Below are 25,818 nucleotides of genomic sequence, written 5' to 3'. Positions count from 1 at the left end.
GGACGGGACCGACGCCGGAAGGAAGGGCAGCCCATGCGCAGCAGCCCGCTCGCCGAGCGCACGATCGTCGTCACCGGAGCCGCCCGCGGCGTGGGCGCGGCCCTGGCCCGCGAAGTCGCCCGGCGCGGCGCCCGGGTGGCGCTCGTCGGCCACGAGAAGGCCGCCCTGGAGACGGTGGCCGCCTCACTGCCGAGCCCGGCCCTCGCCCTGGAGGCCGACGTCACCGACCTGTCGGCGCTGGAAGCCGCGGCGCAAGCCGTGCGGGACGGTCTCGGCCGCCCGTCGGCCGTGGTGGCCAACGCCGGGATCGCCGAGGGCGGCTCGCTGCTCGCCTCGGACCCGGACGCCTGGAGCCGCGTGATCGACGTCAACCTCACCGGCAGCGCCCGGACAGCCCGGGCGTTCCTGCCGGACCTGCTCGACACCGCGGGCTACTTCCTCCAGGTCGCCTCCCTGGCCTCGATCGGCGCCGCACCCTTGATGAGCGCCTACTGCGCCTCCAAGGCAGGGGCCGAGGCCTTCGCGCACTCCCTGCGGGCGGAGGTGGCGCACCGCGGGGTCGGGGTCGGTATCGCCTACCTCAACTGGACGGACACCGACATGATCCGCGACGCCGACCGGTACGCGGTCCTGCGCGAGCTGCGCCTGCACATGCCTGCGCCGGCCCGCCGCGTGTACCCGGTGGAGGTCGTCGCCGCCCGCCTGGTCAGAGGCATGGAACGGCGGCGTACGGCGGTCTACGCCCCGGCCTGGTTGCGGCTGTCCCAGCCGATACGCCCCGCCATGCCCCCGGTGGTCCTGCGCGTGGCGCGCCGCGCCCTGCCCCGCCTGGAGGCCGAGGGCCCGGTCCGCTACACCGGCCCCCTCGGCGCCGGCGGCCAGGCCGACCGCGCGGCATCGGGCCAAGCCTCCTGACTCCGGCGGCACGGCAAGGCGGGGGCCCGGCCGCGCCCGGTGGTCCGGGACGGCGCGGCCCGGGCGGGCACGCCCCCCGGTCGGCACTGCCATGCCGGACACTGGGCAGCAGGAGAAGGGAGGCCGACCGTGCTGACCGGAGTGCGTGAACAGCTGGGCCAGGCCCTGTTCCGCCGGGTCGCCGGGCCCGGCGGGCCCGCGACCCGGGCCCGCATCCACCACACGCCCGGGCCCCGGTGGTTCGGGCCGGACCGGCCCATCCGCACGGTCCACGGCGACGCCTCGATGTTCATCGGCGGGCTGACCGCCCTGCTCCTGCAGTCCCTGCACCCCCTGGCGATGGCGGCGGTCGCCGGCCACTCCGGCTTTCGCGGCGACCCGTGGGGCCGGCTGCAGCGCACCAGCACCTTCCTGGCCGTGACGACGTACGGCACGGCCGCCGACGCGCAGCAGGCGGTCGACCACGTGCGCGGCATCCACGAGCGGATCCGCGGCACCACGGGCGACGGCGTGCCGTACCACGCGGGCGACCCTCACCTGCTCGGCTGGGTGCACGCCGCCGAGACGGACAGCTTCCTGCGCGCCCACGAACGCTACGGGGCCCGGCCCCTGGACGCCGCCGGCTACGACGCCTACGTCGCCGACACCGCGCGCGTCGCCGAGGCGCTGGGGGTGGTCGACCCGCCCCGCGACCGCGGCGAACTGGCCGAGCGCCTGGCCGCGTACCGGCCCGAACTGCGGGCCACGCCCGAGGCCCGGGCGGCCGCCCGCTTCCTGCTGCTCCGCCCTCCGCTGCCCCTGGCCGTCCGGCCCTTCTACGGCGGGCTGGCCGCGAACGCCGTCACCCTGCTCCCGCCCTGGGCGCGCGGCCTGCTGTGGCTCCCCCGGGTACCGGTCGTCGAGGACCTCGCCGTGCGCCCCACCGGCCGGGCCCTGACCCGGACCATCCGCTGGGCCATGACACCGGCCCGGGAACAGATCTGACGCTCCGCCACGCGGCGCATCCGCTCAGGGCCGCCACCCCAGCGCCCGCGAGATCCCGCGCGCCGCCACCCGCACCGCCGGGCCCAGGACCGGCACCCGGGCGTCGGCGTGGGGCACCACGATCCACACGGCGGCGGTCACGCCGCCGTGGGCACGATGTTCTTCTCCCGGCCGTGCTCCAGCAGATGGTGCAGCGCGGCCTCGACGGGCGCCTTGTCGATGCTCGGCCCGTCGAACAGGTACTGCCTGTCCGGCATCACCGCGAGCGTGAAGCGGCGGATCGGGGCGCCAGGCCGGAGTCGCCGCCTCGGCGGTGATCCGAGGTGACCTCGTGGGGGGCTTCCCAGGGGCGGAGGGCGATCAGGGGATCGAGCGGTGCGTCGGTCATGACCATTCCGAAGTCGGTGCGCTGGGTCCGGGGGGCCCGGGCAGGACACGGCCCTGCAGGCCCCATGCGGGGTCGACGGGGATGCCGAGACGGTCCAGGACGGTGGGGGCGATGTCGATGAGGAGGGGGTTGTCGAGCGGGGTGCCTGAGAGTTGGCGGGGGGTGTCGAGCGGGGTGCCTCCTGGGCATCCGTGGGCTCCGCGCTCGGCGAGGACGACGAAGACCTCCCGCTCGGCACGCGAGTCGCCGCCGTGGCCACCGGAGTCGAGGTGACCGTGGTCCGTGGTGACCAGCACGGTCCACCGCTCCCCGGCGCGCCCCGGATCCGATCGCCGCGCGTCGATCGCCGCCAGCAGCCGCCCGAGGTGGGCGTCCTGTGCGAGAAGGGCCCGGTCGTAGGCGGGGGAGAGGGGCCCGGTGGCGTGGCCGGCCTCGTCGGTGGCGCCGAAGTACACGAACAGGGCGTCCGGGTCGCCCCGGGTGAGCCAGCGCAGGGCGGTGCGGGCGACGCGGCGGTCCGCCCTCTCGTAGCCCCGGAACTCGCCGTTGTGGCGCACCCGTCGGCCGATGGTCCGGCCCAGGGTGCCGCGGCGGACCAGGGCCGGCCAGGACACCGCGACGGCCGTGCGCAGACCGGGCCGGGTGCGGGCGGCACGGGTCAGGAAGTCGGGGTAGCGGGTGTAGTCGGCGCCTTTGAAATCGTTGCCGGTGACCCCGTGGCGGTCGGGCCACACCCCGGTGAGGATGCTCGACCAGCCGGGGCCGGAGTCGGTGAAGGCCGCGGTGCTCGACGGCTCGCCGTCGGGCCGGCCGTAGGGCAGCAGGCTCGTGCCGACGGCACCCGCCGCCATCAGGGCGTGCAGTACCGGGGCATTGGCGGGCGAGCGGGTCAGGCGGTCGTAGCGCAGGCCGTCCATGCCGATGACGAGGACCTTGGGGCGTCGGGCCTCGGTGTTGACGTCCGTCACAGGGTGCCTCTCTTGAATGGCTGCCAGAAGAGCTCGGGACCGGCCGCCGGATTCTGACCGCGCGCCCGCTGTGGCTGGTCGCGCAGTTCCCCGCGCCCCTGAAGGGCGCGGCCCTTCAGGGCGTCAACTGCCCTGTACCGCTCCCTCCGTCGAGTACGGCGCGCTCCGCCAGCGGCCAGCCGCCGAGGGACGCCGCGAGGAAGCTCGCGCCGAAGACGTCTCCGGCACCCGTCGCGTCCAGGACCTCGGTGTCCAGGGCCGGGACCTCGGCGTACTCGCCGGTGATCTGGTCGACGGCGAGGGCGCCGTCCCCGCCGCGGGTCACCACGGCGACCGGCACCAGCTCGGACAGGGTGCCGAGCGCGGCCATCGCGCTGTCGGTGCGGGTGTAGGCCATCGCCTCGGTCTCGTTCGGGGGGAACGCGTGGCACAGGGCCAGTTGCTCCAGCAGGGCCGTCGGCCACTCCTGGGTGGGATCCCAGCCGACGTCGGCGTAGGTCCGGGTGCCGTTGGCGGCGGCCTTCGCGAGCCACTCGCGCGGCTCGGCCTCGAGGTGCACCAGGGCGGTCCGCGCGTCGGGCGGGCCGCCCATCAGTACGTCCTGCGTGTAAGGGGGCTGCTGGCCGTGGGTGAGCAGGGCCCGGTCGTGACCGCAGGCGACGGAGACCGTGACCGGCGTGGGCCAGCCGTCCGCCGTCCGGGAGAGCGAGAGGTCGACGTGTTCCTGGTCGCTCAGGAGATCCCGGCAGTGCTCGCCGTAGAAGTCGTCTCCGAACACCGTGGCCGGGCTGGTGCGCAGGCCGAAGCGGGACGCGGCGACCGCGAGGTTCGCGATGCCGCCCGGGCCGCAGCCCATGCCCCGGGTCCAGATCTCCTCGCCCGGGGCGGGCGGCCTGCCGAGCCCGGTGAGGACGAGGTCGTAGAAGAGCAGCCCGGTCAGCAGCACATCGGGCCGGTCGTCGTCCACGGATGTGTCCTCTCACTCGCTGCTTCGACGGAGATCGTCAGAACTCTTCATTTCGGTGACCGAAATCGTGCGCTGCTTCGCGAGATTGGTCAATACCCGAGCAGAAATAAGCATGGCGATGATTGGAGATGACGAGTAATGTGCACGCCGTGCTGGCTGAACGACGACACCAACTCATCCTTCGGGCCCTGCGGGCCGGTGGCCCCGCAGCCGTGACCGACCTTTCGGAGCAGCTGGGCGTGAGCCCCGCCACCATCAGGCGTGACCTGGTGAAACTCGAAGAGGACGGACTGCTCACGCGGGTGCACGGCGGCGCCGTCGTGGAGGAGGGCGACCAGCCCTTCGCCGAGGTCGCCGAGGTGCGCGTGTCCGAGAAGGACGCCATAGCCGAACGCGCCGCCGCGATGATCAGGGACGGCCAGTCGGTGCTGCTCGACATCGGGACCACGGCCTACCGCCTGGCCCGGCAGCTGCACGGACGGCGGCTCACCGTGATCACCAGCAACCTGGTGGTCTACGAGGAGCTCGCCGACGACGAGGGCATCGAACTGGTCCTGCTCGGCGGCATGGTCCGCCGCGAGTACCGCTCCCTGGTCGGTTTCCTCACCGAGGACAACCTGCGCCAGCTGCACGCCGACTGGCTCTTCCTCGGCACCAGCGGGGTGCGGCCCGGCGGACAGGTCATGGACACGACCGTCGTGGAGGTGCCGGTCAAGCGGGCCATGATCAAGGCCGGCGAGAAGGTGGTGCTGCTCGCCGACGCGGCGAAGTTCCCCGGGCACGGGATGGCGAAGGTCTGCGGTCCCGAGGACCTGGACGCGGTGGTGACGAACGCGCCGGTCGACGCGGCGACACAGGCTTCCTTCCAGGAGGCGGGCGTCGAGGTCGTCGTGGCGGGAAAGGTGCAAGCGTGAGACTGACGATTCTGGGCGGCGGAGGATTCCGCGTACCCCTGGTGTACGGAGCGCTCCTCCAGGACCACGCCGAGGGCCGGGTGACCCATGTCGTCCTGCACGATCCGGACGCCGGACGGCTGTCGGCGGTGACACGCGTCCTCGCCGAACAGGCGGCCGGCGTCCCCGACGCCCCCGGGGTGAGCGCCACCACCGACCTCGACGACGCCCTGCGCGGTGCCGACTTCGTGTTCTCCGCGATCCGCGTCGGCGGCCTGGAGGGACGCGCGAACGACGAACGCGTCGCCCTGGCCGAAGGCGTGCTCGGCCAGGAGACGGTGGGCGCGGGCGGCATCGCCTACGGCCTGCGCACGGCCCCGGTCGCCCTCGACATCGCGCGACGGGTCGCCCGGCTCGCGCCCGACGCCTGGGTCATCAACTTCACCAACCCCGCCGGTCTGGTCACCGAGGCCATGTCCCGCCACCTCGGCGACCGTGTCATCGGCATCTGCGACTCCCCGGTCGGCCTCGGCCGCCGCATCGCCCGGGTGCTCGGCGTGAAGAACCCGGCGGAGGCGTGGATCGACTACGTCGGGCTCAACCACCTCGGCTGGGTGCGCGGCCTGCGCGTCGCCGGCCGGGACGAGCTCCCGCGCCTGCTCGCCGACCCCGACCTGCTCGGCTCGTTCGAGGAGGGCAAGCTCTTCGGCGCCGACTGGCTGCGCTCCCTGGGCGCGATCCCCAACGAATACCTGCACTACTACTACTTCAACCGCGAGGCCGTCCGCGCCTACCAGCAGGCCGAGAAGACCCGCGGCGCCTTCCTGCGCGACCAGCAGGCCCGCTTCTACGCCGAGATGCGCGACCCGGACGCCCCCGCCCTCGCCGTCTGGGACCGCACCCGCGCCGAGCGCGAGGCCACGTACATGGCCGAGAACCGCGAGAGCGCGGGCGCCGGGGAACGCGACGAGGACGACCTGTCCGGCGGCTACGAGAAGGTGGCCCTCGCCCTGATGCGGGCCATCGCCCGGGACGAGCGCACCACCCTGATCCTCAACGTGCGCAACCGGCGCACGCTGTCCGTCCTGGACGCGGAGGCCGTCATCGAGGTCCCCTGCCTGGTCGACGCCAACGGCGCCCACCCCGTCGCCGTCGACCCGCTGCCCGACCACGCCACCGGCCTGGTCTGCGCGGTCAAGGCCGTCGAGCGCGAGGTGCTGGCCGCGGCCGACTCCGGCTCCCGCGCCACCGCCGTGAAGGCCTTCGCGCTGCATCCGCTCGTCGACTCCGTCAACGTGGCCCGCAGGCTGGTCGAGGGCTACACCGAGGTCCATCCCGGGTTGGCGTACCTTAGGTGAACGCTACTCGGTAAGCGCTTTCCCCCACCGCTTCCCGTCTGCTCGCTCTTCCCGCTTCCTGGAGACATCCCATGCACGACGAAAGCCGCCGCATCGAGGAGCGCGTGCAGCGCCTTCACGACCAGCGCATCAAGACCGCGGTCTACGCCGCCACCGTCCCCTTCGAGGTGGCGGCCTGGCAGGCCCCGGGGGAGCCGGTCCCGTTCGAGGAGGCCGCCGCCGCCTCCTACGAGCCCTTCACGATGGGCACCCCGTGGGGTCCGCCCTGGGGCACCACCTGGTTCCGCATGCGCGGAAGGGTCCCCGAGGAATGGGCGGGCCGCCGCGTCGAGGCCGTCATCGACCTCGGCTTCGTCGGCGGCTGGCCCGGCAACCAGGCCGAGGCCCTGGTCCACCGCACCGACGGCACCCCCCTGAAGGCCGTCAACCCGCTCAACCAGTACGTGGCGATCGCCAACCCCGCCCGGGGCGGCGAGACGGTCGACTACCTGGTCGAAGCCGCCTCCAACCCGGACATCCTGGCGGACAACTTCTCCAGGGTCACCCCGCTCGGCGACAAGCTGACCGCGGGAGACAAGCCCCTCTACACCTTCCGCAGCGCCGGCATCGCGATCCTCGACGAGGAGGTGTGGCACCTCGACCTCGACGTGCAGGTGCTGCGCGAGCTGATGCTGGAGCTCGGCGAGCACGACCCGCGCCGGCACGAGATCGCGCACGCCCTGGACCGGGCGATGGACCTGCTCGACCTGGACGACGTCTCCGGTTCCGCCCCGGCCGTCCGCGAGGCGCTGAAGCCGGCACTGTCCAAGCCCGCGCACGCCAGCGCGCACACGATCTCCGGCGTCGGCCACGCCCACATCGACTCCGCCTGGCTCTGGCCGATCCGCGAGACCAAGCGCAAGACGTCCCGCACCTTCTCCAACGTCACCTCGCTCGCCGACGAGTACGACGACTTCATCTTCGCCTGCTCCCAGGCCCAGCAGTACGAGTGGGTGCGCGACAACCACCCCAAGGTCTGGGCCCGCATCCAGGAGTCGGTCAAGAACGGCCAGTGGGCGCCGGTCGGCGGCATGTGGGTCGAGTCGGACGGCAACCTGCCCGGCGGCGAGGCCGTCGCCCGCCAGTTCGTCCACGGCAAGCGGTTCTTCATCGAGCACTTCGGCATCGAGACCAAGGGCGTGTGGCTGCCGGACTCCTTCGGCTACAACGCGGCCTACCCGCAGATCGCCAAGCTCGCCGGCAACGAGTGGTTCCTCACCCAGAAGATCTCCTGGAACCAGACCAACAGGTTCCCCCACCACACCTTCTGGTGGGAAGGCATCGACGGCACCCGCATCTTCACGCACTTCCCGCCCGTCGACACCTACAACGCCCGCTTCAGCGGCGAGGAGATGTCCCGCGCGGTCCGCAACTACCAGGAGAAGGGCGGCGCCTCCCGCTCCCTCGCGCCCTTCGGCTGGGGCGACGGCGGTGGCGGCCCCACCCGCGAGATCATGGAACGCGCCCGCCGGCTGGCGAACCTGGAGGGCTCCCCGAAGGTCGTCGTCGAACACCCCGACGAGTTCTTCGCCAAGGCCCGCGAGGAGTACCCGGACGCCCCCGTGTGGGTCGGCGAGCTCTACCTGGAGCTGCACCGCGCCACCTACACCTCCCAGGCCCGCACCAAGCAGGGCAACCGCCGCTCCGAGCACCTCCTGCGCGAGGCCGAACTCTGGGCGACCACGGCCGCCCTGCACGCCCCCGGCTACACCTATCCGCACGAGAAGCTGGACCGGCTGTGGAAGACGGTGCTGCTGCACCAGTTCCACGACATCCTGCCCGGCTCCTCCATCGCCTGGGTGCACCGCGAGGCCGAGGCCGAGTACGCCCGCGTCGCCCGGGAGCTGCACGCGCTGACCGCGGAGGCGCTCGCCGCACTGGGCACCGGCGGGACCCGCGTTTTCAACACCGGCCCCTACGACCGTGCCGAAGTGGTCCGCACCGCCGACGGCACACCGGTGTACGTGCAGGTGCCGGCGAGCGGCTCCGCGCCCCTGGCCGACACCGCGCCCCCGCAGCCGGTGACCGTGGACGGCCGGCTCCTCGACAACGGACTGGTCCGGGTGGAGGTCGCCGAGGACGGCACGCTGTCCTCCGTCCGCGACCTGCGCACCGGCCGCGAGGTCCTCGCCGAGCCGGGCAACCTGCTCCGCCTGCACACCGACCTGCCCAACTACTGGGACGCCTGGGACATCGACAAGCACTACAAGAACCGCTACACCGACCTCCTGGACGCCTCGTCCGTCACCGTCGTCGAGCAGGACCCGCTGATCGGCGCCATCCGCGTCGAACGGTCCTTCGGCAAGGGCTCCACGATCATCCAGACGATCACCGTCCGCGCCGGCAGCCCCCGCATCGACTTCGAGACGGACATCGACTGGCACGAGACCGAGAAGATCCTCAAGGCGGCCTTCCCGGTCGACATCCGCGCCCCGCACTCCTGCGCCGAGATCCAGTTCGGCCACATCCAGCGCCCCACCCACACCAACACCAGCTGGGAGGCGGCCCGCTTCGAGGTCTCCGGCCACCGCTGGGTGCACCTCGGCGAACCCGGCTACGGTGTCGCCGTCATCAACGACTCGACGTACGGGCACGACGTCTCCCGCACGGTCCGGGAGGACGGCGGCACCACGACCACCGTCCGCCTGTCCCTGGTCCGCGCCCCGCGCATCCCGGACCCGGAGGCCGACCAGGGCCGCCACCGCTTCACCTACGCCCTGCTGCCTGGCGCGACCATCGAGGACGCCGTCGCCGAGGGCTACGCCCTCAACCTGCCGCTGCGGGTGGCCGACGCGGCCGGTGCCCCCGAACCGGTCGTCTCCACCGAGGGCGAGGGCATCACCGTGGAAGCGGTCAAGCTCGCCGACGACGCCTCCGGCGATGTCGTCGTACGGCTCTACGAGTCCCGCGGCGGCCGCGCCACCGGCACCCTGCGCACCGGGTTCCCGCTCGCCGGCGCCCGGATCACCGACCTGCTGGAACGCCCGCTGGAGGACGCGGAGATCACCGACGGGGCCGTCGCCGTCGCGCTGCGCCCCTTCCAGATCCTCACCCTGCGCCTGCGAAGGGGCTGACCGCCGGGGGTGACAGCCGACGTGCTGTTCGTCTTCACCCCGGGTGCGGGACGCCTCCACTGTCTGCGGCTACCGGGCCGGGTGATGCGCGGCGAGGCCGACCCGCAGGAGATCAAGGACTCCTCGGAACGCTTCGACCACCACTACGTCGACAGCCCGGTGCGGCGCGAGGCGCTCGCGGCCAGGCCCGGGAGCGGCGCCGCCTGAACCGCCGACCCGACGGCGCCGGCCTGCTCGGGTGCAGCGGGCGAGGGCACCGCCGGCAGCGGCTCGGCCACCTCAGGCCGCTGCTGGGGCAGCGACACCGGCCGCAGCGGGCGCGGCCCCGACACCACCGTGTAGTCCTGGCCCAGGAACGGCGGCTCCATATCGCCCGGGTCCTCGCCGAGGGCCAACTGCACAGCCGCCCACGGCGCATTGACACCGCACTGGGACAGCTGGTGCAGGCCGCCGGCCGGGCGGGTGTTGACGTCCATCAGCACCGCCCGGTCGCCGAACATCCGGAACTGGATGTTGGACAGGTAGTGCAGACCGAAACCCTCCGCGATCCGCCGGGCCGGCTCCAGCCACTGCTCGTGCAGCGTGAAGCCGCGGCGGCGGCCGTTCTTGGTGCGGCCCACCGCCAGCCGGACCCGGTTGTCCGGGCCGGTCAGGCAGTCCACCGACACCTCGGGCTGCTCCAGGCGCGGCATCACCAGCCAGTCCACCGGCTCCCCGTCCCGCCGCAGCGCCTCCAGCACCAGATCGAGCGGCACGTACGGGCTCGGGAAACCGCTCAGATGCATCAGGGAGAAGGGCGTACGCGTGATCACGCGGAAGCCCACCCCGCCGGCCCCGGACGCCGGCTTGAAGCACGCCTTGTGCCCGCCCGCCTCCAGCTCCTCCACCGCGGCGACCAGTTCCTCCTCCGAGCGGACCCGGTACCACGGCGGCACCGGCACACCGATCGCCTGGACCGCCTCGTAGGCGATCACCTTGTCGTGGAAGACGGCCACGGCCTCGGGCGGCGGCGCCAGAACCGCCGTGCCGGCCGCCTCGAACTCGGCGCGGTGCGCCACGACCGCCGACTGGTGCAGCCGGGGCACGAACACGTCGATGCCCCGCCGCGCGCACTGGTCCAGCGCGTACTCGACGTACCCGGCGGGGGAGAGGTTCTCGGGCTCCAGCTCGGCGGTGTCGGCGGCGGCCAGCACCGGCGAGTCGGGGTCGCCGTGCGTGGCATGGATCTCGACCGCCCGGTCGCTGGGATTCCTCCGCAGCTGATCCATGAAGAACACGTTCTCCGCGTACGTGCGGTTGAGCCAGACGCGTACGCGAGAGACCATGCAGGCCGCCTTTCACGGTTCGCGGGCAGGGCTGAGCAGCCCGTGCCCGGGCAGGAGAAGGGAGGGACACCAAACCGCCCCTGAAAGGGACGTTCGTAGCGGTGGTGTTGGGCCAGATCATACGGCTTCGGTGAGCTCCCTCGTGCAACGCGCGTGTGAAGGAATTCTCCGCCCGCCGCCCCCGGGCCGCCCTTGTCCCGGTCACACGGATGTGATCTCTTGGTGGCGTCCGCATGGACGGAGGGGGCGAGAGGTGACATCGACGGCCGGTGGCGCCGCACAACTGCTGGCCATCAGCGATCTGCACATCGGTTACCCGGAGAACCGCGCCCTGGTCGAGGGCATGCGGCCCGGCACGGACGACGACTGGCTGCTGGTGGCCGGGGACGTCGCCGAGACCGTGGCGGACATCCGCTGGGCCCTGAAGACGCTCGCGGGCCGTTTCCGCAAGGTCGTCTGGGTGCCCGGAAACCACGAGCTGTGGACCCGTCCGAGCGACGCCGTCCCCCTGCGCGGTGTCGCCCGCTACACCCACCTCGTCGAGATGTGCCGCGACCTCGGTGTGACGACACCCGAGGACCCCTACCCCGTCTGGGAGGGCCCCGGCGGCCCGGTGGTCGTCGCCCCGCTGTTCCTGTTGTACGACTACTCGTTCCTGCCGGCCGGCTGCACCACCAAGGAACAGGGCCTGGAGTACGCGCAGGGCACCGGGATCGTGTGCACCGACGAGTACCTGCTGCACCCCGACCCCTACCCGAGCCGGGAGGCCTGGTGCCGGGCACGGGTCGCCGAGACCGAACGCAGACTCGCCGGCCTGCCCGGCGACCTGCCGGTGATCCCGGTCAACCACTACCCGCTGCACCGGCATCCGATGGACGTGCTGTGGCACCCCGAGTTCGCCATGTGGTGCGGCACGGACCTGACCGCCGACTGGCACCGCAGGTTCCGCGTGCCCGCCATGGTCTACGGCCATCTGCACATCCCCCGTACCACCTTCCACGACGGCGTGCGCTTCGAGGAGGTGTCGGTGGGCTATCCGCGTGAGTGGAGCAAACGGTCCCAGCCGCCGGGGCGGCTGCGGCGCATCCTGCCGGAGGAGGGCGAGGAGCGGTGATCGAGGAGCTGCTGCCGCAGACGGTGGTCACCGTCGAGACGTACGGCAACGCGGAGGCGGACACCCCGCTGTACCCCGAGGAGGAGGCGCTCCTGACACGGGCGGTCGCCAAGCGGCGCAGGGAGTTCGCCGTCGTGCGCTCCTGCGCCCGCAGGGCCATGGAGAAGCTCGGTGTGCCGCCGCAGCCGATCCTGCCCGGGGAGCGCGGTGCCCCCGGTTGGCCAGCCGGGCTGGCCGGCAGCATGACCCACTGCGACGGCTACTGCGCCGCCGCGCTGGTCCGCGCCACCGACCTGGCGTCCCTCGGCATCGACGCCGAGGTCCACGGACCGCTGCCCGAAGGCGTCCTGCCGTCGGTGTCCCTGCCGGCCGAGGCCGACCGACTGCGGCGGCTCGCGGCCGGACACCCCGACATCCACTGGGACCGCCTGCTGTTCAGCGCGAAGGAGTCCGTCTACAAGGCGTGGTTCCCCCTCACCGGGAAGTGGCTGGACTTCATGGAGGCCGACATCGAGCTCACCCCCGACGGCACCTTCCGCGCGGACCTGCTCGTCCCCGGACCCCGGGTGGGCACCCGCCGCCTGGACCACTTCGACGGCCGCTGGACGGCGGGGCGGGGCCTGATCGCGACGGCGATCGCGGTACCGCACGCCTGAACCCGCCGCGCGGGACCCGCCCCCGGGGCGGGCCCCGTTCAGCTGCCCGGCTCCGGGCACCACTGCTCCAGGAGGCGGAAGAACTCCTCCTCGTTGCCGGTCAGGCCTGCGCGCTCCAGGGCCTGCTCCGCCTCGGCGAGCACCGCCGGCGGGACGAGCGGCGGTCCGCCCTCCCGGTCGAAGGCGGCCCGGACGGTGTGCAGCAGCCGCAGATAGGCCTGGACGGCGGTGCGTTCACGATCGGTCAGAACGGCGGTGGGCATCGATCGGCTCTCCCCGTGTCGGCGTCGTCGGTCCCGCGCCTCGCGGCGCGTACGCCTCCGCACAGCGGTGGCGCACCTCCAGCTTGCCGCCCACCACTGACAATCCGGTCCCGCTGCCTTCCGGTTCGCCCGCTCGGCGCAGGACGCAGCACGTCACCGCGCCGGGGGCCCCTCAGCCCTGCGGTCCGCGATACCCCAGAGACGCCTCGATCCGCCCCGCCAGATGGTCCCGCTGCACCGGCCCCCGCGACGACGAACCGGCGAGCCATGCACGGCACTTGCTGGCGAGCAGCAGGCCGAAGCTCTCGGCCTCCTTCTCGTCGTCGAGGTCGAAACGGGTACGGGCGGCGACCTTCAGCACGGTCGCCTGGAGATCGGCCCCGTCGTCGAGGAGCCGGGCCGCCACGGCAGCGCCCTCGACGTGGTGGGAGCAGTGCCCCGCCTTCATGTGCCACAGCTCATGGCCCAGGATCACCAACTGGTGCTCGGGGGCGGTGCGTTCCTCGATGACCACGAGGTCCTGCTCGGCCATGTCCAGCCACAGCCCGCTGGCCGTCCCGGGCGGGAACGCGGCGGTGCGGAAGCGGACGGGGCGGCCGCGGCGTCTGCTCATGCCGTCGCACAGGGCGGCGTACAGCTCGTCGGGCCGGGCCGGCGCGGGGAGGGTCAGCTCCGCGACCAGCTCGCCGCACAGGCGGCGCATTTCCCTACCGATGCCCACAGTTCTCCCCACGGTCACGACTCGGGCCGCTTGACGCTCTCCAGGAGCATGTCCAGCCACTCCGCGACCTTGTCGCGGTGCTGGTCGGTGGGCAGTTGCGCGGCACGCCAGGCGATGCCGCGCACGCCGTGGTCCTGCAGCAGCCGTTCCAGCGGGTCGTCCGCCGCCGCGGCCGCCTGCCGCTCACGGTCGGCGAGCTTCTGCAGCAGCTCCTGCTCGGTGTGCTGGAGGGCGCTCACGAGTGCCTCGGGGTCCTCGGCGGTCAGGAAACCGGCGTGCACCCGGAAGAACCGCTGGAGGGCGTCGCAGTGCTCCATGGTCGGCCGCCGGTCGCCGTTGATGAGGGCGCCGGCCTGCTGGCGGGACATCCCGGCGCCGTCGGCGATCTCCTGCTGGGTGTACTTGCGGCCGTTGGGCTTGAGCCGGGTCCGGCGCAGCAGGTCCAGCCGCTGCAGGAACCGGGCCTGGACGTCGGGCTCACCCGCAGGACGGCCACTGAGCAGGGCCTTGATGACGGGGTCCGGGACTCCGGAGGCGACGGACAGCCTGCCGACGTCGAAGACCTCGGCGTGCGGCACGCCGAGCCGGTCGGCGAGCGCGCCGACCCGGGAGACGACCGCCGGCAGCACGGCCGTAGGCGTGACGCCCGGACCTTCGACGAAGCCACCCGTCACCGACAGATCTCCTACGTATCTCACAGGCTTCTCACACGTGGATGCCGTGACCTACCCCGGCGTTAACTTCCCGGAGCGTAGCCGGTGCTTCGAACTCACATCCAGGTCTCGCCACAACTGTGGCCAATTTCAGCCGTCAACAGCCACGGAATGCCACGATAGTTGACACACCTCAGCTCGGAGCAGCAGGATCGGGGCGCCGCGTCAAGGCCGCACAGGCAAGAGGGGTGACCTCCCGATGGCATATCAGGCAGGAGGGCAGCGGCCGGCACCGCGGCCCGTCCCCGAGACTCCCGAGGCCCAGGCCTACCTGGAGGACTACGCCGAGCTCCTGGAGGGTTTCTCCTTCCCCTCGCTCGTGGTCGACCACTGCTGGGACGTGGTGCTGGCCAACGGCGCCTTCCGGTCACTTTTCCGTGAGGTCGGCCCGCATCCGACCGCGATGCCGGATGACAACTTCCTCAGGTTCGTCCTCTTCCATCCCGACGCGCCCACGGTGCTCGGCGACCACGAGGCGAGCTGGTGCCTGCCGATGCTCGCGCACTTCGCGCGGACCGTGGACGGCCACGGCGCCGACCACGGTCTGCAGGCCATCCGCCGCGACATAGCCCAGGACCCGATCATGGAGGCCGCCTACCGGCACGGCCTGCCGCACTGGATCCGCGCGGTCGGGGAGGGCGCCGTCGAGCAGGACGGAGCCGTCCGGCCCCTCGTGCATCCGGATCCGCACCGGGGCGCCACCGAGTGCCGGATCGTCGTAGAGACGTCCAGGGCGCTCGAGGAACTGGGCTGCGCCCGGGTCACGTTCGTTCTGCGCGAGGCCCGCCGCTCCACGTACCGCGAGCGCCGCACCCGCCGTACCGCCTCCCACCTGAGGGTCGTCCCCACGGCCGACTGACCGTCACCGGGTGACCCCCCGGCGTGTCGGCACCCTTGCTCGACCAGGTGGCCAGCCCACTTGGTCGGCACCCTTTTCCCCGCCCTGTGGTGTGTGACATAGTACTGGTGTGAGCGAGTCGCTGACCTGCGATGTCGTGGTGGTCGGGGCCGGAGTGGTCGGCGCCGCCACCGCCCTGTACGCGGGCCGGGCGGGCCTGGACACCGTCGTGGTGGACCGGGGCCCGGTGGCCGGCGGCACGACCGGAGCGGGGGAGGGGAACCTCCTCGTCTCCGACAAGGAACCCGGACCCGAGCTCGAACTCGCCCTGCTGTCCTCCCGGCTGTGGGCCGCCCTGGCCCGTGAGGGGCTGGGCCGGGCCGTCGAGTACGAGGCCAAGGGCGGTGTCGTCGTCGCCGGCACCGACCGGGCCCTGGCCGGGCTGGAGAAACTCGCCGCGGAGCAACGCGCGGCGGGGGTGGAGGCCGTCCCGGTGCCGCCCGACGCACTCACCGACCTGGAGCCGTATCTGGCCCCCGGCCTCGCGGGCGGCATGCACTACCCGCAGGACGCGCAGGTGATGCCCGCCCTCGCGGCGGCGCACCTGCTGCGCGCCTCGAAGGCCCGGGTCCTCACCGGGCGGGAGGTGACCGGGGTCCTGCGCGGACCGGACGGTGCGGTGCGCGGGGTGCGGACCGACCGGGGCGTCCTGCACGCGCCCGCGGTCGTCAACGCGGCCGGCACCTGGGGCCGCGAGGTCGCGGCCCGCGCCGGGGTGTCCCTGCCGGTCCTGCCCCGGCGGGGCTTCGTCCTGGTCACCGAACCCCTGCCGCCCCGCATCCGGCACAAGGTGTACGCCGCCGACTACGTGGCCGACGTCGCCAGCGACTCGGCGGCGCTGCATACCTCACCGGTGGTTGAGGGCACCCCGGCCGGACCGGTCCTCATCGGCGCCAGCCGCGAACGCGTCGGCTTCGACCGGTCGCTGTCCCTCCCCGCGCTGCGCGCACTCGCAGCCGGGGCGACCGGGCTCTTCCCCTTCCTCGCCGGAGTCCGGGCCCTGCGGACGTACGCCGGCTTCCGGCCGTATCTGCCGGACCATCTGCCCGCGATCGGGCCGGATCCGAGGGCGCCCGGGCTGTTCCACGCCTGCGGGCACGAGGGCGCGGGTATCGGTCTGGCCACCGGCACCGGGCATCTCCTCGCACAGGTGCTGAGCGGCCGGACGCCCGATCTGGACCTCGTCCCCTTCCGGCCCGACCGTTTCACCGAGGAGGCCGAGTGAATCCGCTGGAGCTCGCGGGGGCCAGGCCCGGCCCCGCCTTCACGGTCACGTTCGACGGGCGGCCCGTCGAGGCGCTGCCCGGGCAGACGGTCGCCGCCGCGCTGTGGGCGGCGGGCGTCACCTCCTGGCGCTCCACCCGGTCACAGGGCCGTCCGCGCGGGGTGTTCTGCGGGATCGGCGTCTGCTTCGACTGCCTGGTGACCGTCAACGGCCTCCCCAACCGGCGGGCCTGCCTGGTGCCGGTGCGGCCCGGGGACGTGATCGCCACGCAGGACGGGACGGGCCAGGAGGAGGTGTGCCATGCGGACTGACCTCGCCGTGGTCGGCGCCGGACCGGCCGGGCTCGCCGCCGCCCTCGCCGCCTGCGCGCGCGGCGTGCGCGTCACGCTCGTCGACGCCGCCGCACAGCCCGGCGGTCAGTTCTACCGGCAGCCCGCCGCCGGACTGGGCGCCGCGCGGCCCGAGGCGCTGCACCACCGGTGGCGGATCTGGAAGCGGCTGCGGGACGGACTGGCCGCACATGCCGTACACGTGCTGACGGACCACCACGTCTGGAGTGCGGAGCGCACTCCGGACGGCTTCACCGTGCACGCGCTGCTCGGCCCGGAGCAGGACCAGCCCGTCGAGGTGCGCGCCCGCGCCGTGCTCCTGGCCACCGGCGGCTACGAGAAGGTGCTGCCGTTCCCCGGCTGGACCCTCCCCGGCGTCGTCACGGCCGGCGGCGCCCAGGCCATGCTCAAGGGCGGGCTGGCCGTGCCGGGGCGGCGAGCGGTCGTGGCCGGGACCGGGCCGCTGCTGCTGCCCGTGGCGACCGGGCTCGCGGCCGCCGGCGTCGAGGTCGCCGCGCTCGTCGAGTCGGCCGGCCCGGGCCGTCTCGCCCGCCACGGCCGGGCCCTGGCCGGCAAGCTCCCGGAGGGCGCCGGATACGCCGCCCGGCTGCTGCGCCACCGCGTCCCGGTCCTCACCCGCCACACCGTCGTCCGTGCCCACGGCGACGACCGGCTGACCGGCGTCACGGTCGCCTCCCTCGACGCCGAGGGCCGGGTCCGGCCCGGCACCGAGCGGCACCTGGACTGCGACGCCCTCGCCGTCGGACACGGCATGCTCCCGCACACCGACCTCGCCGAGAGCCTCGGCTGCCGCCTGGACGGGCTCACCGTGGCCGTCGACCCCGAGCAGCGCACGGACGTGCCCGGCGTGTGGGCGGCCGGCGAGGCCACCGGTGTCGGCGGCGCCGACCTCGCCCTCGTCGAGGGACACATCGCCGGCTGTTCCGCCGCCGCCCACCTGCGCGGTACCGCCCCCGGCCCGGCGCCCGCCGCCCTGAAGGCCCGGGCGAAGCTCAGACGGTCCGCCGCCGCCCTCGACTCCGCCTACGCGCCGCCCGCGCACTGGCCCGAGCAGATCACCGACGACACCGTGGTCTGCCGCTGCGAGGAGGTCACCGCCGGGGCCGTGCGCGAGGCCCTGGACCTCGGCGCGGGCGACGAACGCACCGTGAAGCTGCTCACCCGCGCCGGGATGGGCTGGTGCCAGGGCCGGATGTGCGGCACCGCGGTCGCCGGTCTCGCCGGCTGCCCGCCCGCCCCGGGCAAGCGCCCGTTCGCCCGCCCCGTGCCGCTCGGCGTCCTCGCCCGGCAACACCCCCAGGAGGGACCGTCATGACCGCACCCCGCCCCTGGCGCGGCGTCCTCGTCGCCACCGCGCTCCCACTGAACGACGACCTCTCGGTGAACCACGACCGGTACGCCGAGCACTGCGCCTGGCTGGTCGCGAACGGCTGCGACGGCGTCGTACCGAACGGCTCCCTCGGCGAGTACCAGGTGCTCACGCCCGAGGAACGGGCCCGGGTCGTCGAGACGGCCGTCGCCGCGATCGGCGGGGAGCGCGTGATGCCCGGCGTAGCCGCCTACGGGTCGGCCGAGGCGCGGCGCTGGGCCGAGCAGGCCGCGGAGGCCGGCTGCCGCGCGGTGATGCTGCTGCCCCCGAACGCCTACCGCGCCGACGAGCGTTCCGTCGTCGCCCACTACGCCGAGGTAGCCCGGTCGGGCCTGCCGGTCGTCGCCTACAACAACCCGATCGACACCAAGGTCGACCTCGTCCCCGAACTCCTCGCCCGGCTGCACGGCGAAGGACACATCCACGGGGTGAAGGAGTTCTCCGGCGACGTCCGCCGGGCCTACCGGATCGCCGAACTCGCCCCCGAACTGGACCTGCTGATCGGCGCGGACGACGTCCTGCTGGAGCTGGCCGTCGCCGGAGCCAAGGGCTGGGTCGCGGGCTACCCGAACGCGCTGCCCCGCGCCTGCGTCGAGCTGTACCGCGCCGCGGTCGGCGGCGACCTGGACACCGCGCTGCCCCTGTACCGGCAGCTGCACCCGCTGCTGCGCTGGGACTCCCGCGTGGAGTTCGTCCAGGCCATCAAGCTGTCCATGGACCTCGTCGGCCGCCACGGCGGCCCCTGCCGCCCGCCGCGGGTGCCGCTGCCGCCCGAGCAGGAGGCGGCCGTCCGAGCCGCCACCGAGAAGGCCCTCGCGGCCGGATTGAGCTGAGGACCATGCGCAGCAGACTCGTCCTGCACGCCGTCGACTCGCACACCGAGGGCATGCCGACCCGCGTCATCACCGGCGGCGTCGGCACCGTCCCGGGCGCCACCATGAACGAACGGCGGCTGTGGTTCCGCGAACACCGCGACGACATCAAGCAGTTGCTGATGAACGAGCCACGCGGACACTCCGCGATGAGCGGCGCGATCCTCCAGCCGCCGACCCGGCCCGACTGCGACTGGGGCGTCCTCTACATCGAGGTCTCCGGCTACCTGCCCATGTGCGGGCACGGCACCATCGGCGTGGCGACCGTCCTGGTCGAGACCGGCATGGTCGACGTCGTCGAGCCGGTCACCACAATCCGGCTCGACACCCCGGCCGGCCCGGTCGTCGCCGAGGTCGCGGTGAAGGACGGGGCCGCACAGGCGGTCACCCTCCGGAACGTGCCCTCCTTCGCCGTCGGCCTCGACCGCAAGGCCACCCTCACCGACGGCCGGACGGTGACGTACGACCTCGCGTTCGGCGGCAACTTCTACGCCATCCTGCCGCTGGAGCGGTTCGGTCTGCCCTTCGACCGGTCCCGCAAGGACGAGATCCTCGCCGCGGGCCTGTCCCTCATGTCCGCCGTCAACGCAGAGGACCCGCCCGTGCACCCGGAGGACGCGTCCATCCACGGGCTCCACCACGTCTACCTGGCCGCCCCCGGCTCGACGGCCCGCCACTCCCGGCACGCCATGGCCATCCACCCCGGCTGGTTCGACCGCTCGCCCTGCGGCACCGGCACCAGCGCCCGCATGGCACAGTTGCATGCGCGCGGCGAACTCCCGCTGCACACCGAGTTCGTGAACGAGTCCTTCATCGGCACCCGCTTCACCGGCCGGCTGCTCGGCACCACCGAGGTCGCCGACCGCCCGGCCGTGCTGCCCAGCTTCACGGGCCGCGCCTGGATCACCGGCACCGCCCAGTACCTGCTGGACCCCGAGGACCCGTTCCCCGCGGGCTTCGTCCTGTAGAGCGCACCCGAGCAGACCACGAGAGGAAACCCGAACCGCCATGGCCCCGCAGCACACCCCCGCCCTGCCCGTGCTGGGCAGCAGGAAGCCCAGCCACCGGGAGCGGGTCGCGGACGCGCTGCGGGCCGCGCTGATCGCCGGTGAACTGCGGCCCGGCGAGGTCTACTCGGCCCCCGGGCTCGCCGCCCGCTTCGGCGTCTCCGCCACACCCGTGCGCGAGGCCATGCTCGACCTGGCCAAGGAGGGCCTGGTCGACACCGTGCCCAACAAGGGCTTCCGGGTCACGGCCGTCTCCGAGCAACAGCTCGACGAGTACACCCACATCCGGGCGCTGATCGAGATCCCCACCACGGCCGAACTGGCCCGCACCGCCGACCCCGTGGCCCTGGAGGCGCTCCGCCCGGTCGCCCGGGAGATCGTCACCTCCGCCGCCGCCGGGGACCTCATCGCCTACGTCGAGGCCGACCTGCGCTTCCACCTCGGCCTGCTGGCCCTCGCCGGCAACGGCCACCTCGTCGACGTCGTCCGCGACCTCCGACGCCGCTCCCGCCTCTACGGCCTGACGGCACTGGTCGAGCAGGGAAGGCTGGAGGCGTCGGCGGAGGAGCACCTGGAGGTCCTGGACGCCCTGCTCGCCCGCGACGAGAAGGCCGTCCGCGCCGTGATGACCCGGCACCTCGGACACGTCCGCGGCCTGTGGGCCGCGCCCCGAACGGACCGGGAGGACTGACGGAACGGGACCTCACAGATCCAGCACGAGCCGCTTCCCGCGACAGCGGGACACACAGATCATCATGGTGTCGCCCGCCGCGCGCTCGTCGTCCGTCAGCACCCTCGCCCACGTGTTCGTGCACATGGGCCGAACCGCCCCGCCCTGCGCTCTCGCGCAACACCCGCGATCCGCCAGGCCGACCGGTCCGCCGGGCCCCCTTCAGCACCGGTCGTCGTTTCCGCGCGTCCGGATGCGTACCGCGGTGGAGCCCACCGCCTCGCGGACCGCCTCGGTCACCTCCGCCGCGGTGCGGCCACGGCAGTCGACACGGTGGACGGCGACCTCCGGCCGGGCGCGCGCCAGCCAGGCCAGAGCGGTCTCGTAGTGCTGCCGTACCAGCGACAGCAGGTCCGCCGTCTCGTGCAGTTCGCCCCCGCCGCGCCGGTCCCGGGTGCGTGCCAGGGCGTCTTCGACGGGCAGGTCGAGCAGCACCACCGCGTGGGGCAGCGACACACCGCAGGACCGGCTGAAGTGGTCGAGGACGTCCTGCGGCGGACCCGTCGCCCGGCGCAGGAGACCCGTGCCCAGCGGCCTCGGGTCGGCACGTCCGGTACGAGCCACGAGCCAGTCGCGTACCGCCCCGGCGGCCCGGGGCTCCTGCCCGCGCCAGAAGGCCTCGACGTCGGCGTCGGGAGCGTCCTCACGGTCGGCCCGGACGAACATCGGCAGGTACGCCAGCGGGTCGATCAGCGGATGCCGGTCGGAGACGAGGATCCGGCCCTGGCGTAAGGCGCGCCGCTCCGTGGGGCCGTACAGGCACAGCTGCAGGTACAGCACGGCCAGCTTCAGCTGTACCCGGCCCAGGGCGTCCGCCGCGGCCGATGCCCCGGCCAGTGCCCTGGACAGCGCGGCGTACGGACTGTGCGGGTCGTCGTGGGCCCGGGTGGCGTGCACGACCGCGACGTCGCCCCGCTCGCGCATCCGGCGCAGCACCGTGGTCTTGCCCGTGCCGTCGATCCCCACGACAGCGGCCCGCACCTCAGTCCTCCCCCCGGGCCTCTTCGAGCTGCCACAGCCGGAACGAGGTCTGCACGAGGCGCGGCAGGAAGCCGAACTCGCGCTGGCTGTGCCCGGCCAGGTACAGCGCCAGCCGGGTCGTCATGAACGTGCGCAGCGCCAGCCGGTAGCCACGGCGCCAGTCGCATCCGGCCACCAGCGCCGCCGCCTGAGGCGACACCGCGGCCACGGCGTCCGCGTGCACCGCGAGGGCGTGCTCGACGTCGTCCGCCGTGGCGTCGGGACCGAGGGTGGACGCGAGCAGCTCCACGACGTCGCGCTGCGGCACGTCGACCGTGGCGAGTTCCCAGTCGTACACGACGACACGTGTTCCCCGCACCGCGATGTTGCGGGGATTGAGGTCGTTGTGCACCAGCGTCCGGGGCAGGGCGTGCACGGCGGGCGCCCACTGCCCGGCATCCTCCACCAGCCCCGTGAGCACATCCGCCCGGGCGGGGCCCAGCAGGTCCGGCTGCTCCTGCGCGGCGTGCCGGACCAGCGCCCCCCACAGCTCGTGCGCCTTGGCCAGGTCCGCCGGCTCCGGCACCCGCTGCAGCCAGCCCTCGGCGAGCAGTTCCTCGTCCCGGCCGAGCCAGTGGCCGTGGACCCGTCCGACGCCGCGCAGCACTCCGTCGATCCGGTCACGCGTCCACGGCCCGCCGTCGTCGGACACCCGCTCCATGAGGACGACGTACGCCTCCCGCTCGTCGTCCTCCAGCACCCCGTAGCAGCGCGGGAGCAGCCCCGTCAGCGCGCTCTCCGTCCGCCGGTACACCGCGAGTTCACGCCGGTGCGCGTCGTCGAACCCGGTGACCGGGCTCCAGCGCTCCCACGCCGCGGCCGGTTCCGGGCCGCACAGGGACAGCACCATCGCGATCCCGGCGACGATCTCCTCGCCCCGGGGTTTGACCTTGGCGACGAGGTCGGCCGCGGTGGGGGTCCCGTCGCCGGAGGCCCACTCGACCCGCAGCGGGTGCAGCCCGCTCAGTCTGCGCCGTTCGGCGAGCGCTCCGAGTTCCCCGGCGATCCCGTCCCCGCGCAGGGGCGGCGACGGCTCCACCCGCGTGACGTGCAGGCCGGGGTCGTCCAGCCCGCGCGAAAGCATCGGCTGCAACAGGGCCGCGTCGAGATCGCCTTCCCGCAGCCAGTCCACCCGCCGGGCCCGCCCCAGCCGCTGGTGCGCCTGGGCGAACTGGCCGCTGACCAGCGCCGCCATGGTCGACAGGTCCAGGGCCAGCGCGAACCCGGCGACGATCTCGGCGAACCGGCGGCCGCCGCCCTCACCCGCGCAGCCGAGCAGGGTCAGCAGTTCACGCTGGTGCGGCAGCCCGGTGCCCCCGCCGACCGTGCCCACGACGAGGTTGGGCAGCAGGATCGTGGCGACCAGGTCGTCACCGTCCTGCTCCATGGAGAAGATCGACACCCCCGACTCGTGGACGCAGGCCACGTCCTGGCCCGTGGCGACGAACAGGGCCGCGACGATGTTCGCCGCGTTGACACCGTGCCCCGGCATGCCGATCTGCTGGGCGCCGAGAACCGTGGAGACGTGGTTCTTGACCATGGCTTCGGGCGTGGTCTTCAGCACCGAGGCCATGGTGGCGCGGCTCAGGCGGCACTCGGCGGTCACCCGGGTGCCGCGGCCGGCCAGCATGGAGCCGACGGTCGCCTTCTTGTCGCCGCTGAGATTGCCCTCCAGCAGCAGGTTCCTGGGCCTCAGCCCGTCCTCGGCGGCGAGCGTGTCGGTCAGCCAGCGACAGATCTGCCAGGTCGCCGCCGTCGTCATGTTCTGCCCGGCCGCGTCGGCGGTCTCGAAGACGAACCGCACGTGCAGGTACCGGCCGATCTGGTGCGGCTCGACGTCCACCAGACGGGTGTGCCGGGACACCAGCCCGACCTGAGCCTCCAGCGCGGGCCGCCGCTCCCGTAACCACTCGGTGAGGCGGTGGGCGGCGGCGATGTCGGCGCACTCGAGCACGGGCGCCCGCGTCATCCGCTGCGACAGCACCCTCGTCGACACCCCGCCGGACGCGGTCACGGCCCGGGCACCCCGGGACGCCGACGCGACCAGGGCGCCCTCGGTGGTCGCCAGCGGGGCCACCACCTCCCCGCGCGCCGCGTCCCCGACGAACAGCAGCGGCCCCGCCAGACCCACCGGCACCTCGACCGAACCGATGAAGTTCTCCACGTTGCCGACCAGGTTGTACGCGTCCAGGCCGGTCCGCTCCAGCGACGTGAGCGCGGCGCCGCTGTGCCCGCGCAGCCACTGAAGCCGCTGTCTGCGGGCGTCCTCGGTGTACTGGCCCCGGCCCGGGACCACGTCGGCCGCCCCCGGCCCCGCTGCCCGCTCCCGCGTCACGCCGCCACCTCCTGCGCGGTGGCGACGATCCTCGCCCATCTCTCCTCGTCGGGCAGGAAGACACGGTCCTTGATGCGCGGCGGTCGCTGCCCGGAGCGTGCGGCGCGCTCCCACTCCCGCAGGAACGCGTCCGGGTGCACGGTGATCACCTCGACCGGACCGATCGCTCCGGACTCTCGGCCGGGGGCGTAGCCGGGACACTCCCGCGACAGCCGCCGGTCGAGCGCGGCGCCCAGTTCGGGAACCGGTGGCCCCGCGAAGGCGACGGCAGTCTGGTAGCGGGGGCCGGTCCCCTCGTCCTCGGGGCGCAGGCGGAACGTCGCGTTGCGCAGCTCCGCGCCGGTGTCGTCACAGGCGGCCCGCAGGGCGCGCAGCGCGACGGCCTCCGTCAGCCGCTCCCCGGCCGCGGACCGGGCGACGTCCCGCCCGGCGTACTCGATGCGCGGGGTACGGCCCACCCGCCCGACCACCGTCACCACGTCCGTGACGGCACACCGGTACAGCCCGCCGACGTGGCTGAGCACCAGGTGGTAGTCGCGTCCCTCCTCCACCTCAGTGGCCGACAGCGTCTCACTGCCGGCGGTGACCGGCCGCTCGGCGGGCGCGAACTCGTAGACACAGCCCGGCAGATACAGCGGCGCCCCGTGGGGGTGCCCGTCGACGGGAACGGCCGCCGGCCCCTCGCAGGACGCGATCGGCGCCGGGAACAGCCGCACCCCCGGCCCGTACGTCTCCCGCACCCGGGGGAGATAGGACCGGGCGAGGCCGCTGTTCCACACGAACACGGCGGCCAGGTGCGGCCACAGATGGTAGGGGTGGACCGTGCCGAACGTCTTCGCGTACTCCTCGATCTGCTCGGCGCGCTCCGGGTTCGGCGTCGAGTGCCGGTGCCCGCCGAGGGTCCCGGCCCGGATGTCGTCCACCAACCGCGGCCACATCCGCCGCAGTTGGTACGGCAGCCCGGCCACCATCGCGGGATTGACGCCGATCACCACCCGGATGTCCTGCTCGGCGGCCAGGCGCAGCTTGTAGTAGCTGCGCTCCCAGGGGTCGTCACCGGCCAGCGCCTCGGGGATGCGGCTCCACTCGGCGTTGTTGCCGAGACCCACGGCGGAGACCTCACCGAACTTGCGGTAGTCGACCTGACTGGCGCCGATGTGCGGCCGGCCCTGCGGGGTGCGGGTGATCGGCGAGGTCGGGTCCTGCCAGAGGTTCAGCACACCACCGGGCGAGGCCGGCGCCTGTGGCAGCGCCCGCAGCAGCGGCGCGAAACTCGCGTGGTAGAAGGGCAGGAACGTCCGCTGCATGTAGGTGCGGGTGATGGGGATGTGCTTCTCGCGGCCCGTGCTCCCGCTGGACGAGAAGTACACGACCGGGTCGTCGGTGGTCAGCACCTTCGGCTCACCGGCCATGGCCCGCTCGATCCACGGCATCATCGCCTCGTGGGTGCGGATCGGCACGGCCCGGCGCAGCTCGTCCAGGGTGCGGACCGAGGCCAGCCCGTGCTCACGCCCGAACGACGTGTCCGCGTTGCGCTCCAGCATGTCCCGGAGCAGGTCGTGTTGCACTTCCTCGGGGCGCTCCAGGCACTCCAGGAACCGGCGGTGCTCCGCGAGCACCCGTTCGGCCTGCAC

Annotated in this window: 23 protein-coding genes and 2 pseudogenes; 15 read left to right on the top strand and 10 right to left on the bottom strand. The window is 73.5% G+C overall.

The window, feature by feature from the left end; translation table 11 throughout:
- Window positions 1-33 precede the first annotated feature (33 nt).
- Together ACFZDI_RS34065 and ACFZDI_RS34060 are read left to right on the top strand one after the other, a co-directional pair.
- Entirely contained in the window at window positions 34-915 is an 882-nt protein-coding gene (locus tag ACFZDI_RS34065; protein WP_391256062.1) for a short-chain dehydrogenase/reductase, read from the top strand.
- A gap of 129 nt (window positions 916-1,044) precedes the next feature.
- Entirely contained in the window at window positions 1,045-1,899 is an 855-nt protein-coding gene (locus ACFZDI_RS34060) for an oxygenase MpaB family protein (protein ID WP_391256060.1), read from the top strand.
- 27 nt (window positions 1,900-1,926) lie between these two features.
- Here ACFZDI_RS34060 and ACFZDI_RS34055 read toward each other — a convergent pair.
- The 3 genes and pseudogenes from ACFZDI_RS34055 to ACFZDI_RS34045 form a co-directional block, all read right to left on the bottom strand.
- Window positions 1,927-2,058, bottom strand: a pseudogene (locus tag ACFZDI_RS34055) (IclR family transcriptional regulator); the annotation flags it as partial.
- A gap of 225 nt (window positions 2,059-2,283) precedes the next feature.
- Entirely contained in the window at window positions 2,284-3,204 is a 921-nt protein-coding gene (locus ACFZDI_RS34050) for an alkaline phosphatase family protein (RefSeq protein ID WP_391256403.1), read from the bottom strand.
- Window positions 3,205-3,370: 166 nt separating this feature from the next.
- Window positions 3,371-4,222, bottom strand: a complete 852-nt coding sequence (locus ACFZDI_RS34045; RefSeq protein WP_391256058.1) for a PfkB family carbohydrate kinase — start codon at window positions 4,220-4,222, stop codon at window positions 3,371-3,373.
- Window positions 4,223-4,371: 149 nt separating this feature from the next.
- Between ACFZDI_RS34045 and ACFZDI_RS34040 the strand changes: the two genes are divergently transcribed.
- The 4 genes and pseudogenes from ACFZDI_RS34040 to ACFZDI_RS34025 all read left to right on the top strand — a co-directional run.
- The gene (locus tag ACFZDI_RS34040) at window positions 4,372-5,136 is read left to right on the top strand and encodes a DeoR/GlpR family DNA-binding transcription regulator (protein WP_234848059.1); all 765 of its coding nucleotides are present in this window, start codon (window positions 4,372-4,374) and stop codon (window positions 5,134-5,136) included.
- A complete protein-coding gene (locus tag ACFZDI_RS34035) occupies window positions 5,133-6,473 on the top strand; it encodes a 6-phospho-beta-glucosidase (protein WP_391256055.1) in 1,341 nt (446 codons plus the stop codon). Before ACFZDI_RS34040 ends, ACFZDI_RS34035 begins: the two co-directional genes overlap by 4 nt.
- Window positions 6,474-6,544: 71 nt before the next feature.
- A complete protein-coding gene (locus ACFZDI_RS34030) occupies window positions 6,545-9,586 on the top strand; it encodes a glycoside hydrolase family 38 C-terminal domain-containing protein (protein WP_391256053.1) in 3,042 nt (1,013 codons plus the stop codon).
- A gap of 3 nt (window positions 9,587-9,589) precedes the next feature.
- Window positions 9,590-9,793: pseudogene (locus tag ACFZDI_RS34025) on the top strand (cupin domain-containing protein); the annotation flags it as partial.
- Here the strand turns inward: ACFZDI_RS34025 and ACFZDI_RS34020 are convergent.
- Complete coding sequence (locus ACFZDI_RS34020) at window positions 9,730-10,911, bottom strand: ATP-grasp domain-containing protein (protein WP_391256050.1); 1,182 nt, start codon at window positions 10,909-10,911, stop codon at window positions 9,730-9,732. The pseudogene ACFZDI_RS34025 and the gene ACFZDI_RS34020 overlap by 64 nt on opposite strands.
- A 253-nt stretch (window positions 10,912-11,164) precedes the next feature.
- On the opposite strand from ACFZDI_RS34020, the gene ACFZDI_RS34015 reads away from it, so the two are divergent.
- Together ACFZDI_RS34015 and ACFZDI_RS34010 are read left to right on the top strand one after the other, a co-directional pair.
- Window positions 11,165-12,025 (top strand): metallophosphoesterase, encoded by an 861-nt coding sequence (locus ACFZDI_RS34015; protein ID WP_234848047.1) that lies wholly within the window; start codon window positions 11,165-11,167, stop codon window positions 12,023-12,025.
- A complete protein-coding gene (locus ACFZDI_RS34010) occupies window positions 12,022-12,681 on the top strand; it encodes a 4'-phosphopantetheinyl transferase superfamily protein (protein ID WP_361120580.1) in 660 nt (219 codons plus the stop codon). Before ACFZDI_RS34015 ends, ACFZDI_RS34010 begins: the two co-directional genes overlap by 4 nt.
- Window positions 12,682-12,719: 38 nt before the next feature.
- Here ACFZDI_RS34010 and ACFZDI_RS34005 read toward each other — a convergent pair whose 3' ends face one another.
- The 3 genes from ACFZDI_RS34005 to ACFZDI_RS33995 all read right to left on the bottom strand — a co-directional run bounded on the left by ACFZDI_RS34005 (window position 12,720) and on the right by ACFZDI_RS33995 (window position 14,339).
- Window positions 12,720-12,944, bottom strand: a complete 225-nt coding sequence (locus ACFZDI_RS34005; protein WP_234848045.1) for a hypothetical protein — start codon at window positions 12,942-12,944, stop codon at window positions 12,720-12,722.
- 172 nt (window positions 12,945-13,116) lie between these two features.
- On the bottom strand, window positions 13,117-13,647 hold the full coding sequence (locus tag ACFZDI_RS34000) for a toxin-antitoxin system, toxin component (protein WP_234848058.1): 531 nt from the start codon (window positions 13,645-13,647) through the stop codon (window positions 13,117-13,119).
- A gap of 32 nt (window positions 13,648-13,679) precedes the next feature.
- On the bottom strand, window positions 13,680-14,339 hold the full coding sequence (locus ACFZDI_RS33995) for a helix-turn-helix transcriptional regulator (RefSeq protein ID WP_234848044.1): 660 nt from the start codon (window positions 14,337-14,339) through the stop codon (window positions 13,680-13,682).
- A 238-nt stretch (window positions 14,340-14,577) separates the two neighbouring features.
- Between ACFZDI_RS33995 and ACFZDI_RS33990 the strand changes: the two genes are divergently transcribed.
- From ACFZDI_RS33990 to ACFZDI_RS33960, 7 genes are all read left to right on the top strand, one after another.
- The gene (locus tag ACFZDI_RS33990; RefSeq protein WP_391256044.1) at window positions 14,578-15,237 is read left to right on the top strand and encodes a hypothetical protein; all 660 of its coding nucleotides are present in this window, start codon (window positions 14,578-14,580) and stop codon (window positions 15,235-15,237) included.
- 109 nt (window positions 15,238-15,346) lie between these two features.
- Window positions 15,347-16,501, top strand: coding sequence for an FAD-dependent oxidoreductase (locus tag ACFZDI_RS33985; protein ID WP_391256042.1), 1,155 nt, complete (start codon window positions 15,347-15,349; stop codon window positions 16,499-16,501).
- A complete protein-coding gene (locus tag ACFZDI_RS33980; protein ID WP_391256039.1) occupies window positions 16,498-16,812 on the top strand; it encodes a 2Fe-2S iron-sulfur cluster-binding protein in 315 nt (104 codons plus the stop codon). The genes ACFZDI_RS33985 and ACFZDI_RS33980 overlap by 4 nt, the downstream gene beginning before the upstream one ends.
- Window positions 16,802-18,166 carry an FAD-dependent oxidoreductase gene (locus ACFZDI_RS33975; protein ID WP_391256037.1) on the top strand — a complete coding sequence of 455 codons (1,365 nt, stop codon included), beginning with the start codon at window positions 16,802-16,804 and terminating at the stop codon, window positions 18,164-18,166. The genes ACFZDI_RS33980 and ACFZDI_RS33975 overlap by 11 nt, the downstream gene beginning before the upstream one ends.
- Window positions 18,163-19,053: a dihydrodipicolinate synthase family protein gene (locus ACFZDI_RS33970; RefSeq protein WP_234848039.1), complete on the top strand. Its 891-nt coding sequence runs from the start codon at window positions 18,163-18,165 to the stop codon at window positions 19,051-19,053. The genes ACFZDI_RS33975 and ACFZDI_RS33970 overlap by 4 nt, the downstream gene beginning before the upstream one ends.
- Before the next feature lie 5 nt (window positions 19,054-19,058).
- Window positions 19,059-20,060: a proline racemase family protein gene (locus ACFZDI_RS33965; protein ID WP_391256033.1), complete on the top strand. Its 1,002-nt coding sequence runs from the start codon at window positions 19,059-19,061 to the stop codon at window positions 20,058-20,060.
- A gap of 40 nt (window positions 20,061-20,100) precedes the next feature.
- A complete protein-coding gene (locus ACFZDI_RS33960; protein WP_391256030.1) occupies window positions 20,101-20,790 on the top strand; it encodes an FCD domain-containing protein in 690 nt (229 codons plus the stop codon).
- A gap of 201 nt (window positions 20,791-20,991) precedes the next feature.
- On the opposite strand, the gene ACFZDI_RS33955 is transcribed toward ACFZDI_RS33960, so the two are convergent.
- From ACFZDI_RS33955 to ACFZDI_RS33945, 3 genes are read right to left on the bottom strand one after another with little or no spacing between them, the layout of a single operon-like run.
- Window positions 20,992-21,810: a hypothetical protein gene (locus ACFZDI_RS33955; protein ID WP_391256028.1), complete on the bottom strand. Its 819-nt coding sequence runs from the start codon at window positions 21,808-21,810 to the stop codon at window positions 20,992-20,994.
- A gap of 1 nt (window position 21,811) precedes the next feature.
- Window positions 21,812-24,184, bottom strand: a complete 2,373-nt coding sequence (locus tag ACFZDI_RS33950; RefSeq protein ID WP_391256025.1) for a hypothetical protein — start codon at window positions 24,182-24,184, stop codon at window positions 21,812-21,814.
- Complete coding sequence (locus tag ACFZDI_RS33945) at window positions 24,181-25,818, bottom strand: GH3 auxin-responsive promoter family protein (RefSeq protein WP_391256022.1); 1,638 nt, start codon at window positions 25,816-25,818, stop codon at window positions 24,181-24,183. Before ACFZDI_RS33945 ends, ACFZDI_RS33950 begins: the two co-directional genes overlap by 4 nt.

The sequence above is a fragment of the Streptomyces sp. NPDC007907 genome (assembly GCF_042959365.1).
GTDB lineage: Bacteria > Actinomycetota > Actinomycetes > Streptomycetales > Streptomycetaceae > Streptomyces > Streptomyces indiaensis.
Note: the sequence above shows the minus strand (reverse complement) of the source record. Positions and strands in the feature narration are given on the sequence as shown.

Excerpts from the sequence above, each read along its gene's own strand:
- ACFZDI_RS33960 (WP_391256030.1), top strand. The coding sequence starts at position 20,101 with ATGGCCCCGCAGCACACCCCCGCCCTGCCCGTGCTGGGCAGCAGGAAG.
- ACFZDI_RS34050 (WP_391256403.1), bottom strand. The coding sequence starts at position 3,204 with ATGGACGGCCTGCGCTACGACCGCCTGACCCGCTCGCCCGCCAATGCC.
- ACFZDI_RS33975 (WP_391256037.1), top strand. The coding sequence starts at position 16,802 with ATGCGGACTGACCTCGCCGTGGTCGGCGCCGGACCGGCCGGGCTCGCC.
- ACFZDI_RS33965 (WP_391256033.1), top strand. The coding sequence starts at position 19,059 with ATGCGCAGCAGACTCGTCCTGCACGCCGTCGACTCGCACACCGAGGGC.
- ACFZDI_RS33990 (WP_391256044.1), top strand. The coding sequence starts at position 14,578 with ATGGCATATCAGGCAGGAGGGCAGCGGCCGGCACCGCGGCCCGTCCCC.
- ACFZDI_RS34005 (WP_234848045.1), bottom strand. The coding sequence starts at position 12,944 with ATGCCCACCGCCGTTCTGACCGATCGTGAACGCACCGCCGTCCAGGCC.
- ACFZDI_RS34065 (WP_391256062.1), top strand. The coding sequence starts at position 34 with ATGCGCAGCAGCCCGCTCGCCGAGCGCACGATCGTCGTCACCGGAGCC.
- ACFZDI_RS34000 (WP_234848058.1), bottom strand. The coding sequence starts at position 13,647 with ATGCGCCGCCTGTGCGGCGAGCTGGTCGCGGAGCTGACCCTCCCCGCG.
- ACFZDI_RS34020 (WP_391256050.1), bottom strand. The coding sequence starts at position 10,911 with ATGGTCTCTCGCGTACGCGTCTGGCTCAACCGCACGTACGCGGAGAAC.
- ACFZDI_RS34030 (WP_391256053.1), top strand. The coding sequence starts at position 6,545 with ATGCACGACGAAAGCCGCCGCATCGAGGAGCGCGTGCAGCGCCTTCAC.
- ACFZDI_RS33970 (WP_234848039.1), top strand. The coding sequence starts at position 18,163 with ATGACCGCACCCCGCCCCTGGCGCGGCGTCCTCGTCGCCACCGCGCTC.